This window comes from Rhodothermales bacterium (assembly GCA_040221055.1).
Classification (GTDB): domain Bacteria; phylum Bacteroidota; class Rhodothermia; order Rhodothermales; family UBA10348; genus 1-14-0-65-60-17.
Genome location: JAVJVN010000019.1, coordinates 39,200 through 55,301 on the forward strand (window position 1 = coordinate 39,200; position 16,102 = coordinate 55,301).

Genomic DNA, 16,102 nt, shown 5'->3' on the forward strand with positions numbered 1-16,102 from the left:
ATGTCACACGATCTTGTTATGGCGTTCTTGCGATCGGCGTGCCGATTCCGGATATTGCAGCACTTGAGTACGGGTGTTCCGGTTACATATTTCTGGCTTTCCAGTTGGGTATCCGGGGCATTCCATGTGTACAAGACCATGCAAACACGTGGCGAAATCCCGGCTTCCGGGGCATTAGTCGCGTTTTAAAGACCTGATTATAAACCGCTTGCGGAAAATCAGAAACCGTTATTGAACTTCATGTCTTCCACCCACCAACACGCTTCCGGCGCACGGAATTCTTTCCGTCGTGCCGGTTTTTGCGTGTCGATGGTCATCGGAAGTCCTGAGAATCCAACCCGTCCCTCTTCTTGAGGGGCACTCCTAAACACAAATCATTCCAAAGAATGAAAATCAGAGAGGCTCAGTCCATGAACAAGCAGAGACTGCTACAGCTTATAACAAGAGCTGCCTTTGCGCTGATTGTCATGTTTGCCTTCACGGCAAGCATGTCAATGGCGCAAATTTACGTCTCGACGACGGGCAGTGACGCACTTGATGGCTCTTCGCCAACTGTTCAATCCGCAACAGTTGGACCGAAGAAGACCATTGGTGCTGCGCTCCTTATTGCCGGAGACGGCGATACGATTGTCATCGAGGCTGGTACGTACGCAGAGGACCTTGATTTTTCGGCCGCTGGCTTTGACGGCGACGATATCACGGTACGGGCGTCCAACCGAATTGCCAATACTGTTGTCACGTTACAGGGTGACATTATCATCGGTGCTGCGGTCGGTGTATCGGAGCCAAACATTACTTTGGCTACGAGCGGAGGGACATTCGTGACCAGCGGAGCTGGGAATGACCTGTTCCTTGCGGACGGTACGCTCACGCTCGCTAGTGCAGGAGTACTTACGCTTCGTGACGACGTCCTCGTAACACGTACTCACGGTGCCGTGTCGGGCTCCAATGCTGTGTTCTTTGCTGGGGAATCCAATTTCAGCTTTGCCAACACGACGGCAGCTCCTGGTGAGTCTATCACCGTGGGTCTCGAGTTCCCGGCCGATTTGAATGGCGGTGTCATTGATATTACTCAGGCCGCTGGCTCTATTACATTCCCTGGTTTTACGGCAGGCGACTTTGATGCCAGCACGGCTGCCAGCGTCACAATCAACGGCGATGTCGTCATTGAAGGTGATACCGACGGATTTACCAATGGCGGCGCTGGCTCAGTTGTCGTCAATGGAGATCTCGATGCACAGGCCGACATTGTTACCAGCACAGGCGCTGGTGATATCACGGTCAATGGTGATCTGGATTTGGCCAACGGTGTTTACCTGATTAATGACGGTACGGGTGACATGGAAGTCACCGGGACCGTTAGGTACACCGAAACTGTTATCCCCGCCGAACTCGGTCTGACCAACGATGTAGAGATTATTCGTTCCGATGCAGGATCTCTTACGGTCAATAACGTGGTTACTGCTTTTGCCTCGCGTAATGGAGGAGCGGCAGGAAATGCTACGTTTAATTTCCAGATCAACATCGTTGATGGAGATGGCGAAATTGCTGGTACGATCACGGAAGCTGGCTCAGGCGCAAACACGTTTTCTGCAGCCGTTGACGTAATTGATGGTTGGGTTGAGCTGTTGACGGGAGCTGCTGCAGCAGCTCCGGGTGACGGTCTCACCATCGCAAGCTCCAATACCGTTTCTGGTGACATCACGAACGCGGGTACGCTGATTCTTGGTGCAGGTGCAACCTTGACGCTTGAGTACGACAATGTCGCAGGCTTTACTGGCGGACTTGGTGATATTAATGGATCAACCGGGACCGTAGTCATCAACGGCGACACGCCGGCTGGTACAGTTGACATTGCCGGCAACCTGACTATCAATGGCGATGGCGGTGCAGTCGGTCTGGATGTTGGTGGCAACCTCAGTCTTGCTGGTGATGGTGATATCAGTGGTGTGGTTGACGTAGACGGAATCATGAATGTCACTGGCAACGGCGTTGATTTCACGGCACCAAACGGCCCCGGACTCTTCGCTGTTCGCGTCGATGGCACGACCACATTGTCTGCCACTGCAACTGGCGGTGACTTTCCAGACTTCTCGGGTGGTGACGCAGATTTTAACGGTGATGTCATCATCAACTCTAACACCGACTTTGCTGGCGATGTTGACGTGGCGGGTAGCTTGACGGTGTCCAATGTTGGTGACTTCGGTGGAGACCTGACTGTAGCCGGAACGGCAACTTTCGACGGCAGCTCTGTCGCCGACGCCAACACGATTACCGGGGACATGAACATCTCTGGTGCCCTGAGCATCAGTGATAATTCCTATGTGTCTGGTGTTGACGGAGCCGTCTCAACGTTCACGATTGATGACACAGTCGTCTCTCAGGGTTCAGCATTCATCGTGGGTGAAGACAACACGCTGGATATCCAGGGTAACTTCACTGGCGGCCTCCTTGATGGTACTGATACTGACGGTGACGGAACTGTCGCTCTGGTCAAGTTCAGCTTGCCGAGTGGTGGTGCCACGTTCTCACCAGGACCTAACACCCAGGTCGCAGACGTTGAGGTTGATGGAAACGAGCTCACGCTCATGGTTGTGGGCGGCTTTGAGGCTCAGGGCAACCTTACGCTTCAGAACGACGCAACGCTTGATTTGACAGATGTCTTGGTGTCACTCACTGGTACCAATGCGGTCGTCGATATCAAGACGAATTCTGAAATCATCGCATCCGGTAACACAGGCGCCCTCGAGTTCGCTGCCAATGTGGCTGACAATGCCACGACGGCAACCGCAGAAGGTGCTCCAGCTGCCGGTCAGGAGATCATTGGTGGTGGTACGCTGACCAATATCATCGTGAACAATGCAAACATTGCTCCCGAGCCAGTAGATCTTGACGCATCCATCACGATTACCGGTCAAATCTCGCTGGCTGACGGCGGAATTGCGATCGAGAATGCCGAGACACTGGCGTTCTCAGGTGACGGGGCTGGTGTCAGCATCAACGTTGGCGGCACGAGCGTCATCTTCAATGGTGACGGTTCTACGGGAGCGGTTTCCGGTTCATACGATCTCACGTATGAAGGAATTGCCGTTGCGCCATTCACGTCAGGAGACGAGTATGACGCGACCGATGTAGATGATCTTACCGTCACGGCAACTGGTAACACGATCAACCTCAATTCGTCAGGTGCTGTCAACATTTCAGGTGACTTTACCGTCGCTACTGGTGTTCTGGCAGACCTCGACGATGACCTGGAGGTAGACGGTACCGCATCCATCGCGGGCACGGTCTCAGGAAACGGTGTTCCGAACGTGTTGGAACTCTCCGGTGATGGCCTCAGCCATTCCGTAACGGGTACCGTTACGGCAGATCTGACGCTTTCCGGCGACTCTGATCTTGCTGGGTCTACGAGTAACACCGTGGCCGCTACGCTGACGAACGTCAATGTGACGGGTACGGTCTCCATCTCCAACATTCAGCAAGTCACAGGTCTCATCGATGTTGATGGCGATCTCACGTTTGGCATGTCGAATGCTGATGGAGCAACTGCAGGCCCTGGCACTGACGCTCGTTTGGCCGGTAATCTCACTGTAGACGAAGGTGCAAGCTTCACGCTTTCCACCAACGTAATTTCAGACGCCAACGTCGACTTTGGTGATAACGGCGCTACAGCCGGTACCGCCACGCTCAACTTGGGTGGCTTCGAATTGCGCATGGTAGGCGGTGCATTTACGGCCGATGTGGACTCCGATCTCGGAACGACAGGTACAATAGCATTTGACGGTGGTACCATTGGTACCGCAGGTGCATCTGTGCCCAATCTTTGGGTCGACTCCGGCTTGGTAGCACTGTCCAGCGATGTTGACGTTCTGACGCTCCTTGATGTGGACGTGGCTCTTGGTCTCGCGACCTTCACGCTTTCGCTTCAGGGTGATGCTGAGCTCGCTGCCGATGTTACGGGAGGTGAGTTCGAGACGCTCGGTACGACGCTGACGGCTTCTGCTGATATCGACTTCACAGATCTGACGATCAACAGCGTCAGTACGACGACGTTCGCATCGACGAGCGGAACCACGGATCGTACGTTTACTGTCCTTGGCGCATACGTCCACACCAAGGGCGACGTGGATCTCGGTGATCAGGATCTGGTTATCACGACCAGCTTTGATTACACAGCGGGGTCTTATATGGCGGGCGATGGCATCGTGTTCTTCAACGATGCAACGGATAATGCCGCTGCTATCCCAGTTGACACGAACGGTGGCATCGTAACCATTCCAAATGTCACAGTAGACGTTACGGTTGGAACGGACGTCGGCTCCAATGACGGAATCACTCTCGTCGACGGTGCCTCTGAAGTGGATCAAATGGTCGTATCGGGATCATTCATGATTCTTGATGGAACCGTTCTGACCAACGAAGCAGGCGCCCTGACGGACTCGAAGGTTACGCTGAATGACGGTGTCGTTCTGACGCGTGACGATGGCACGTTCGAGCAGACGCCCACGTTCGGTGGCGACAACTTGACCGTCATCTATGAGGACTTCGATGCCAGTGGTCTTATTGTGACGGACAACGAGCTTCCCGCAACGGTTGCCGAACTCCAGATCAACGATGCCACAGAGCTCGACGACAATGTCGATGTAGCTGTCACAACGCTTGACTTGAATGGCGACCTTTCCATCGACGAGAATGACGACGGTGATAACACACTCACAATCGCTGAAGGTGGATGGTTGCAGGTCTCTGCTCTTGGTGCTTTTGTTGACAATAATGCCGGCACAGTCGAGCGATTCACTCCAGCTGGCCCTGTCAACTTGATGTTCGACGGGTTGGCAACCACCAACAGCCTCGTCTTTCCGGATGCCGCTGGAGCTGACGCCGTCAATGTCAACGAACTGTCGGTGCAGGCTAATGTCGCTCTTCATGCTGATCGTACGGTTGTTGATGCTACGATTGACGCTGCCTTCGACGTTAATGGCAACGAACTGTCAGTAACGGGTTCGTTTGTACTCGTCGATGATGCTGATGCCCCGGATGGCTCTATCACTGACTCAGGCCCTGGCGGCGCTCTCGCGCTGGACGGCTCGGGTTCTGCACAGACGCTCGACGCAACCGGTGACATCGACTTCCCGGCTTCACGGTTGATTATCTCCAATCCGGAGGGAGTGATTCTCACCGGTGGAGACATAGACTTCCGTAATCCAGGAGCTGCTCCAGCTGCTGGTCCTGGAACCGGTGGTACACTCGTTCTTGAGGAGGGGGTCTTCACAACCGGTACCAACCAAGTGATCCTTGATCATGGTGGAACCGGTAGTCAGGGCTTCACCTCCGACGGTGGTGTTCTTGTCGGCAATGTTACAAAGGAGATCGTTGGTGGCGCTTTGGGTGCTGCAGCGGATCGGATGACGTTCCCGACCGGTACTACTGCAGGCGAAAGCCGCCCAGTGTCTATCACGTTCAACAAGCCAAATGAGATTGCGGCTGGTGGTGCCTCAGGTATCACTCTAACCGTGAACCATCTTGAAACCTCACCTGGTGGCAACAACAACCTGCCGTTGACTACAAAGGATAATCTGGGAGAGGATCTTACGATCGCTCGATATCCAGATTTCCATTGGCTGATTACGGCAAGCTCGACGTTGTCGCCGTCCGTCGATTATGACATCGAACTGAATGCTGCTGGATTTGCAGAGTTCGTTGGTGAGGACATTGAGAGCGTTCGTACGATCCGCCGTCAGGCTCACGCAAACGAGGCCACGATCACAGAGGAGCAAAAAACGAACTTCTGGACACTGGTTGGTCCAACGCCTGAAGCAAACGACAACTTTGCTGTCAGTTCGACCAATCCTGTCACGGTTGTTCGTGACGCAGTCGGTGCTCTGAACTCCGGCAACGGCGTGCTCTTCACGATGGGTCTCGAGTCCAACATGACAGTCACGGCTCCTGCAGCTGTCGCAGTCAATGCGGGCGATACGCAAGACCTGGATCTGTCAACCGTGTTCGGAGGCGGTACCGGTGCTTACACCTATGCCATTACGTCGGCTGATACAGGTGTCGCGACTGGCACGGCTGCGGGCAACACATTGACCGTGTCAGGTGTTGCTATCGGATCGACTACGTTGACGGTGGTCGCGACCGATGAATTGAACGACTCCCGTTCGACTACGGTTACCGTAAATGTTGCTCCTGGCTTCGCAGCAGCACCGGATCTTGATCTGGATGCAGCAGTGAATGTTGGTGGTACGAATGAAGCTGCCCTCGAAGGCGTTGTGGTAGGGGGTACGGAACCGTACACCTACGCCGCTACATCCAACGATACGGCTGTTGCCACGGCAGCAATCGTATCGGGTGAACTCGTCATCACGGGTGTTGCCATCGGGTCGACGACCGTTGATCTGGTTGCCACGGACGCCACGGGCGCTACCGTGACCCTGGTTGTCAATGTGACGGTCAGCAATGCGCTGGCCATCGCCTCCGGTGCCACCGATGTCGTTGAATTGACGGAAGGTGACTCTGGTGAAGGGTTGGCTACCGATCTGTTCGAAGGTGGTTCGTCACCGTTCGACATCGCGGTTTCTTCAGCAGATGAAGATCATGTCACGGTATCGATTGACGATGCTGGCATGATCACCATCAATGCTATCGAAGCCTATGCAGCCGGTACCACGATCGGTCTGGTCAATGTCACGGTAGATGTAACGGATGCGTCCGGCGCTACGTTGGTAATCACGGTTCCTGTCGATGTCCTTCCGGTCCTTGGTGATTTGGACGGCTCCGGCGCTCCGAGCTCAGCCAGCGCCTCGCTTGCCCTGGATTACTTCCTTGGCCTGACGACGCTGACGGCGAAGCAGCAGGTTGCCGCTGACTTCAACAGCGACGGCTTTGTCACTCCGTTCGACGCTGCCTTGATCTTCGACGCCTTCTTCAACAGCAAGAAGGAGATCAATGAGTTCGTCGCAAGTGACCTTGCATTCGGAACGATTGCCCGCGAGGCCGGAATGGTTTCCATCCCGCTCGTACTCGAAGGCGATCTGAACGGTGTGGTCTCTGCCCAGTTCACGGCCCAGATTGACCCGGCTTACGCTACGGTCACCTCTGTCGAGTCCAACCTCGGCGAAGGCTGGATCGTGAAGCATGTGGTATCGGAAGACGGTCAGCTGCGTGTTGCCATCGCAGGCTTCGGTGATGTGGTTGCGGACGGTAACGTCGCTACCATCAACCTGCAGCTTGTCGACGGTGCTCCTGCATTCAACCTGAGTGCAGAAGGCGCAGTCAACAACAATCCGGTTGCCAACATCGACGCGGTTGAAGTAGTCGAACTGCCAGAAACGTTTGCCCTGCAGGGTAACTACCCGAACCCGTTCAACCCGACCACGACGGTCCAGTTTGACCTGCCGGAAACGGCAGACGTCGAAATCCATGTCTTTGACATGGTGGGTCGTCAGGTGATGGCGCTGCCTTCGCAGACCATCCAGGCCGGTACGAAGCGTTCGGTACAGCTCAATGCATCGCAGCTTGCTTCTGGATCGTACTTCTACCGGGTCATTGCCAAGATGGAGAGCAAGACGCTCGTCGAGTCTGGCCGCATGATGCTGGTCAAGTAAATGAGTCAAGAGTGGGCGGGGCGCGGAAAGCGCCCCGCCTACATCTTCCTCTCTGGCAATCAACCCAATGAAGAGCGAGAATCCAATGCATAAGGCTTTTACCAAAACGATCACTACGGCTGCTCTATTTTTTGCAGCCATGCTGGTCGGAGCTGTCCCCGCGATGTCCCAGGTTGCCGTCACCGTTGGTGATGTGACCGGACGTCCGGGTGAAACGGCCACGGTAGCCGTAGACATTTCGGGTGCTGAAGGCGAGACCGCCATTCAGTCATTCGGATTCACGGTGACCACGGGTCCTGACATCAGCTTCACTGGCATCAGTACGGATGGTACGCTCTCGGGAAATGCCGGCTTCGCAACCGGCGCCAACACGGTCAACGGCAACGTTGGCGGTTTCTCCCAAGGCACGGACGTCACGACGTCCGGTACACTCATCTATCTGACCTTTGATCTCGGAACCACCGGTTCCGGGACCTTCTCACTGGGCGGATTTGCATTCAACGGAGGCGACCCTGCAGCGACAGGTTCATTTTCCGCTGGATACACCGTCTCCAACCGCATTATTGCTGTCGATAACGCCTTCGCAGGTGTTTCCCAGGACTTCCTGATCAACATCAGCCTCGAGGATGCCCTTGTTGCTGGCGATGGTGTGGTTTCTTTCAACTTCGATCTCAACTACGACGCTTCCCTGATGTCAATCAACTCGACTGAAGGAGTAAACGGTGTAGTTGCCGCTGGTATCACGTCGGGTGCAACGGTCAACGGTTCTGCCGTCGACGCCAACACCTTCCGTGTTGCCGGTTTCTCCGGTGCGAATCTCACGGGAGATGGATTGTTCATCCAGGTTGCAGCAACGGCCACCAGCACGGCTGGCGTAGCGAACATGACGCTTACGAACGTCACGTTCAACACCGGAACTCCGGTATACGCTTCCCGCACGGGTGTCCTGACGGTCAACGCCGTCAACTTTGCTCCTGTGTTCACGGCTGAGCTGACGGACACTGAAATCCTGGAAGATGACTTCACGTTCACGTTCGATTATGACGCTACGGATGCCAACGGCGATGCGATTACATACGCATTGACGGCTGGTCCTGGCTCCATCGACGCGACGACGGGTGTCTACACACTGGATCCGATGGGAAACAGTGGTGTGCACACCATCACGGTTTCGGCTTCCGATGGTGTCAATACGACGTCGACGAGTGCTGAACTCACGGTTGTTCGCGTGGACTGGCTGGAAGCCCGCCTGGCTGGCTTCCACGAAGTACCTCCGGCGGCTACGGTTGCCACGGGTAACGTCACGGTTCGTCTGGTTGCAGATCAGGGAACCATGGATGTCTTCGGCTTCTACGAGGGCCTGGCTGGAACGTACTCCGCTTCACACATCCACATCGGTGATGTAGGTGTGAACGGTGGTGTTGCTTTCCCGCTTGCTCCCGATGTCGACGGTTTCTTCGGTCAGACCATTGACGTCTCTGCAGCCACGGCTGCCCAGATCAGCGCACTCCGCAACGGCGGTGCGTATGTCAATGTCCACTCAAGCGCCTACCCGGGTGGCGAAGTCCGCGGTCAGCTCCTGGATGCGGGCAACTCCGCTCCTGGATCGGCTGTGATTTCTGCCCTGTCGTCTGTGACGATTACCGGTGATCCTTCGACGCCAGCACTCACGGTTACGTGGCTGCCGGTGTCCGATCCCGATGGCGATACGGTCAACTACATCTTCCAGATGTCGGCCAACGCGTCGTTCACGGAGATCATCGGCATTGAAAGCTTCGGTACGTCCAACAGCCTTACGGCAACGGTTGGCGATCTCGCAGCGATCTATGACGAAGTTGCGCCTGTGGTCGAGATCGGTGGTCAGGTCACGGTATTCCACCGTGTCATTTCCACCGATGGATCCCTTTGGACGGCCGGTGCCAGCAAGAGCTTGACGCTCACGCGCGGTACGGTCACCGATACGGAGAACGGTACGGAGCTTCCTTCGGAGTTCACACTGAAGGGCAACTACCCCAACCCGTTCAATCCTTCGACGACCATCCAGTTCGATCTGCCGGAAACGGCTGACGTAACGGTACAGGTCATGGATATGCTGGGTCGCCAGGTCATGTCCATCCCGTCGCAGACCGTTGAAGCCGGTGCGAACCGGTCCATGCAACTGAATGCTTCTGCCCTGTCCTCGGGCATTTACCTCTACCGCGTCATTGCGGCCGGGGCAAATGATACCCGTGTCAAGGTGGGTACGATGACGCTGCTGAAGTAACACTCGGCGCTCAATCGTTCAGATTGAAGGGGGGCGGGATCGACAGATCCCGCCCCCCTTTTTTATGGTAGTGTCAATTGGGACCGTGGATGAAAAAGTGCATGGAGCAAATGGGGAGGTGGACCGTATATTGAACCAGCTCCCCCTTTGCAAGCGCCAATTTGCAAACCATAAGTCATCAGGCCCATCTATGATCAAAACGATACTGTCCACGTGTTTACTCCTCCTTCTTTTTGTCCTGCCGGCATCGGGTCAGACCGTTGTCATTGACTTCGGGCCCATCAGTGGAGGAATAGGAGAAACGGTCCTGGTCCCCGTCGACCTGTCGGGTGTGGAGTCGACGGACGGTTTCAACAGCTTCTCGTTTTCGGTCAACGTGACCGGATCGAATCTCCTCTACAATGAGGGACAGAACAGCACGACAGGAACACTCGGCGCATCGACGGGCTGGAATGTGGTGTCGAACAATGGCAAAGTGGCTGGCTTCGCATCATCCAGCAATGCCATTTCCGCATCGGGCACACTCATCAACCTGTCTGTCACCATCCAGGCTGAAGGATCCGGTACGATCGAGTTGACCGGGTTTACCCTGAAAAAAAACAACTCCCAGGGTGTTGCGGAAGACGTGCCCTTCTCGCCGGCCGTTCCAACGGCGGCGTTGAGTGTATCGAATGCGCCCGAAGCAACGGACGACTCCTACCAACTTGACGAAGGAGCGACGCTCGTGGTATTGGCCGCGCAGGGTGTGCTGGCCAACGATACCGATGCCGACGGCGACGCCTTGACGGCCACGGTTGCCAGCAACGTATCCAATGGTACGCTGACCCTGAATGCCGATGGGTCCTTCACCTACACGCATAATGGATCGGAGACCACCAGCGACTCGTTTACCTACACGGTTTCGGACGGTGCGGATACCGATATCGGTCTGGTCGCCATCACGATCAATCCGGTCAATGACGCGCCCGTCTTCACGGCATTCATGGAGAATGTGGAAGTGAACCAGGGGGGCACGGTCATCGGTGACTTCACGGCGACCGACGGCGAGAATGATCTGTTGACGTATTCCCTCGTTTCGGGACCGTCCGGCGTCATTCTGGACGCTACGACAGGTGATTTTGTCTGGGCTGCCACGGAAACCGGTGAGTTTGAGGTGATTGTTGCCGTTTCTGATGGCACCGTGTTTGTCAACGCCCCCGCGTTTACCATCCGGGTCCGGGCCGTTGAATCGTTTTACGGTGAACTCTCCGGACTGAACTCCACCACGATGGTATCGGGACAGGCCTCCGGATTCATTTCTTCGACGTTCATTCCCGATGACAATGAATTGGTCATTGATGGTGAGTTCACGGGTATCGGCTCCCTGCACGCGGTGTCCCAACTCGGCATCGGTGCCTTCCTGGAAGCCGGAGCCAGTGTGACCGCTCTTACGCCGACTTTCCCCGGAGGAGATGCCAGCGCACGGAGTGCCACGTTCAACAACAATGTCATTGATTTGACATCATTGACCTATCCGAGCGGCGAGTCCATGGCCACGTTCGTGGCGGCGCTTCGTGCCGGAGACGTTTTTGTATCCGTCCGGACGGTGGACAATCTGGAAGGGGAACTGCGGGCGCAGCTCGCCCCGGACGACAATACCGCACCGACCTCGTTGGATGTGGCGGTGCCGTCGAGTGCTTCGGTCACCGGAAGTCCATCGGATGAGCTGTATACGGCCACGTGGGCCGGACAAGCCTCCGATCCCGATGGCGACGCTACCCGGTTGATCCTCCAGGTCGCGGCAGACGCCGGCTTCGGGGAGGTCCTGTCGTCCTGGGATGTATCGGTTACCCCCAATGGTACGGTCGCCGTAACGGTGGACGATGCAGCGCAGTTGGTGGACCGGATTATCGGTGCTACCCAACTTGGTGGATCGGCTGACGCCCACTACCGCTTGGTCACCACGGACGGTGCGGCACTCTCATCGGGTGCCACCTCGTCCATTACGCTCGTTCGGGGCACGGTCACGAATACCGACGAGGATTCGACGGTCCCGGAGCAGTTCCTGCTGCGCGGCAACTATCCGAATCCCTTCAATCCGACAACCAGCATTGAATTTGACCTGCCGGAAGCGGCCGATGTCGAAGTCCGGGTGCTCGATCTGTTGGGACGGACCATGCTGACGGTCCCGTCGCAGGCACTTTCCGCCGGCACGAACCAGCGCATCCGGATTGACGCCGAGGATCTCGCATCGGGCATCTACATCTACCGGGTCCTGGTGACATCGGCCGAGCGGTCGCATGTCGCCACAGGGACCATGACCCTCATCAAATGATGTGGCACACTCAGGGTGGCACATTGCGCTGGTCGCTGTAGCCCTCCTGGTATCGTCCAGTCGAATGCTGGATGTCCCTCTTGATGAAATGCTCCTGCTTGCTTCGGCGGCCGGAGCATTTCTGGTTTATGTACTGGACCGGCAATGGGGACGGGACGAGGACCGCGTGAATCACCCGGACCGGGAGCGTTGGTGGCTGGCACGCGGTCGGGTACGATGGATCGTGGTGGGTGTGCTGGCCGGTGTGGCGGTCTGGGCCGGTCTCCAGTTGCCCGTGCGCGTCCTTGTGGTCGGCCTGGGGCTGGGGGCCATCGGGCTGGCGTATGTGGGTCCGTGGGGCCAGTGGAGCCTGAAGAGGCTGTCCGGTCGAGCGCGGTTCGTCGTGGTGGCGCTGGTGTGGGGCGTGGCCGTGGTGGTGCTTCCAGGCTTGGCAAGCGCAGCGCAGTCCGGACCGGGATCGGGGGCAGCGTGGTCGAGTCTGGTCCTGCTGGCGGCCTACCGCACCGCCTGGTTGATCCCCAACACCCTGGCTGCGGAATACCACGGAAGGGAAGGGGACCGGACGGCCGGCATGCAGAACGTGACCCGGGATTGGACGCGTGCAAGCCTGACGCGGTGGACGTGGATGGCTGTTGTTGCGGCAACCGTGTTGGCGGCGGCGCTTCTCGTCGTATTGCCGTCGGGGGTCCGCTGGATCTTGATCACGGACGGGATCGGCCTTCTCGCCATGGGCGTGTATATTGGGAGGGTAGGGGACATCACGGGATCGGTGATATTCGTTCTCGACCTGATGGTCATGTGGCCCGTCGTTCCTGCACTATTTATGGGAGCGAATTGACCATTCACCGGTACAAACGGACGGAACAGGTGTCCGGACCGTATTCTGTGTGACTTCTTTCCGATACTGAGCCCCTCTGATATCAGGGCTTTCTCCAGCTTTTGCCCCGCCACCTTTCAAGCTCATCCGATGCGATTTCTTCTAACCGCCCTCTTCTTGACGGCACTGCTATTCCCGGCCTCGGCTCCGGTCCTGGCTCAGACACCGGTCCAGATTGATGTGGACCATGCTGCGTTTGCGTTCGACGGGGAGTCGTCACTGGTCGAAATGTACTTCGCGTTCGAAGCTGCCACGTTGCAATACGTGGGAACGGAGAACGGATTCATGGCCGAATTGCCCGTCCAGATGGCGGTCGTTCGCTCTACCCAGGCCCAGTTGGATGGCACGCCAACGGAACCTGTCTGGTCGGAGGAGACGTCCTTGTCATTCGTGGTTCCGGATACGACGGGCCTGGCCGAGGGACAGCACTTCGTGCACCAGGTCCGTGCGGCCATACCTCCGGGGGAATATGAACTGCGTGTCACGATCCCGGCAGGACCTTCCGGTCTGGATTCGGACCTGACCGTGCAGCGGGATCTGCTCGTGCCGGACTTCTCCGAGGAAAGCAGTGTCAAGGTATCGGATGTCACGCTCGCCAGCCAGATCACGCCCAGCCAGGACCGGGAAGATGCCTTCTACAAGAACGGCATGGTCATCCGTCCGAATGCCAATCAATTGTATGGCAGCGGACTGAACTTCCTGTTCTGGTATGCGGAGATCTACAACCTGGACCAGCTGGCCGCATCATCGGACAACTATACGGTCTTCTCGTATATCGCTGAGGCGAATGTGCCCCAGCCCCTCGGGGACATGCAGCGTCGTATGCCCCGGCCGCTCCGGTCCCCCGACGTTGTCGTGGGTTCATTCAACATCCGGACGCTTCCCAGCGGATCCTATTTCCTGCGTATTGCGGTGCTGAATGCCAACAACGAGGCTGTTGCCGAACAGTCCCGGAAGTTCTTCATTTACAATCCGGACGTGCAGCGCGAGCAGGTCGTGGCCGTTGAGACGGATTTCGAGGCCAGCCAGTACGCGAACATGTCCGAAGAGGAGGTGGACCGGATGGAACGGCACGTCAATGTGATTGCCAGCGATTCGGAACGACGGCGGCTGCGCGGCATCCGGGACCTCGACGAGAAACGGCGCTTTTTCATGGATTTCTGGGGTGCCCGCGACCCCAATCCGAATACACCCATCAATGAGTACCAGGAAAACTTCTACGCATTGGTCCAATACGCCAATGACCGGTACACCACGAGTTTTGACGAAGGGTGGAATACCGACCGTGGGCGGGCTCTGCTGAAGTTCGGGGCGCCGACCTCCATAGAACCCCATCTGTTCGACCGCGGCTACGCCCCGTATGAACTCTGGGAGTACAACAACATTCCGGGCGAAGGGCAGGCCCTTTTCGTGTTCGCCGATCTGGATGGCTTCGGTTCGTTCGAACTGGTCCACTCAACGGTGACCGGAGAACGTAAACTTGCCGACTGGCAGAACGAGCTGCGGCGGTAGAACACACTATGCATACGTATATCGAGGACCTGTCCAAGCACGAGGGGCAGTCCGTTACGCTCAAAGGATGGCTGTACAACAAGCGATCCTCGAAAGGTCTCCATTTCCTCGTCCTGCGGGACGGCAGCGGGCTCTGCCAGTGCGTCGTCAATGAGGATGCCGTGTCCACGGAGAGTTGGGCTGCGGCGGACGCGGCCACTCAGGAAAGCGCGCTCGCCATTACCGGAACGGTGAGGGCGGACGATCGCCAGGTGGGGGGATACGAACTCCAGGCGACCGCCGTGGAACTCATCCATCTCGCCGAGGAATACCCCATTACGCCGAAGGAGCATGGGATAGACTTCCTCATGAACCACCGGCACCTGTGGTTGCGCAGCCGTCGGCAATGGGCCATCATGCGAGTGCGCAACCGGGTCATCATGTCCATCCACCAGTTCTTCCAGGAGCAGGGCTTCGTGCAGATGGATGCGCCCATCCTGACCGGCAATGCCGTGGAAGGCACGTCCACCTTGTTCGAGATGGACTATTTCGGTGGAAGTGCCTACCTGACGCAGTCCGGGCAGCTGCACGGGGAAGCCATGGCCATGGCCATGGGGCGGATCTACACGTTCGGCCCCACGTTCCGCGCCGAGAAGTCCAAGACGCGGCGCCACTTGACTGAATTCTGGATGATTGAACCCGAAATGGCGTTCTACGATCTGGACATGACCATGGAGCTCACCGAGCGCATGCTTATCCGGATTGTGACCGATGCCATACGGGACTGCGCGCTGGAACTGGAGACCCTGGAACGGGATCTGGAGCCGCTTCGGCGGGTCGCCGGTCCATTCCCGCGCGTGACCTACACGGACGCCGTGGCGCTCCTGAAGTCCGACAAGACCATGAAGATGGTCGATGAGAGGATAGCGGCCGTACAACAGGAAGAGCGTGATCTCCTGGCCGAACGGGAAGATTCCCGCGCCCGCTACGGTCAGGCAAAGAAATGGGAAAAGCGCAAGATCGATGCACGAGAGATAGAAATTGCACGCCGGCTTGCCGACGTCGAGGAAGAGTTGCGCAATCTGCCCAAGTGGAAGGAATCGGCCGCCGCATTTGAATGGGGCAATGATTTTGGCGGCAGTGATGAAACCCTGATTACGTGGCATTATGACCGTCCCATCTTCGTGCATCGCTTCCCGCAGGAGTTCAAGGCGTTCTATATGAAACGAGATCCGGAAGACGATCGACTTGCGCTCGGCATGGATGTACTGGCGCCCGAGGGGTACGGTGAAATCGTGGGCGGTGGCGAGCGGGCCACCGACCTGGCCTTTCTCCAGCAGCAGGTGAAGGACCACGGGCTGCCGGAAGAAGTCTTCAAGTGGTATTTCGACCTCCGGCGGTACGGCAGCGTTCCACACAGTGGATACGGATTGGGTCTGGAACGGACGGTGACCTGGATCTGCGGCCTGCACCATTTGCGGGAGACGATTCCATTTCCGCGGACCCTCGACCGGCTGTATCCCTGAGCCTCCCGCTGAATCGAAGCGCGC

General features: G+C 57.1%; 6 protein-coding genes. All 6 read left to right on the forward strand.

The window, feature by feature from the left end:
* Positions 1-410: 410 nt before the first annotated feature.
* The 6 genes from RIE53_12065 (at position 411) to RIE53_12090 (ending at position 16,078) form a co-directional block, all read left to right on the forward strand.
* The gene (locus RIE53_12065) at positions 411-7,607 is read left to right on the forward strand and encodes a T9SS type A sorting domain-containing protein (GenBank protein ID MEQ9105418.1); all 7,197 of its coding nucleotides are present in this window, start codon (positions 411-413) and stop codon (positions 7,605-7,607) included.
* Between the two features lie 139 nt (positions 7,608-7,746).
* Positions 7,747-9,870: a CHRD domain-containing protein gene (locus RIE53_12070; protein MEQ9105419.1), complete on the forward strand. Its 2,124-nt coding sequence runs from the start codon at positions 7,747-7,749 to the stop codon at positions 9,868-9,870.
* Between the two features lie 190 nt (positions 9,871-10,060).
* Positions 10,061-12,184, forward strand: coding sequence for an Ig-like domain-containing protein (locus RIE53_12075; protein MEQ9105420.1), 2,124 nt, complete (start codon positions 10,061-10,063; stop codon positions 12,182-12,184).
* A gap of 1 nt (position 12,185) precedes the next feature.
* Complete coding sequence (locus RIE53_12080) at positions 12,186-13,022, forward strand: UbiA family prenyltransferase (protein ID MEQ9105421.1); 837 nt, start codon at positions 12,186-12,188, stop codon at positions 13,020-13,022.
* A gap of 156 nt (positions 13,023-13,178) precedes the next feature.
* Positions 13,179-14,573: a GWxTD domain-containing protein gene (locus RIE53_12085; protein ID MEQ9105422.1), complete on the forward strand. Its 1,395-nt coding sequence runs from the start codon at positions 13,179-13,181 to the stop codon at positions 14,571-14,573.
* A gap of 8 nt (positions 14,574-14,581) precedes the next feature.
* Positions 14,582-16,078 carry an amino acid--tRNA ligase-related protein gene (locus RIE53_12090; protein MEQ9105423.1) on the forward strand — a complete coding sequence of 499 codons (1,497 nt, stop codon included), beginning with the start codon at positions 14,582-14,584 and terminating at the stop codon, positions 16,076-16,078.
* Positions 16,079-16,102: the final 24 nt, after the last annotated feature.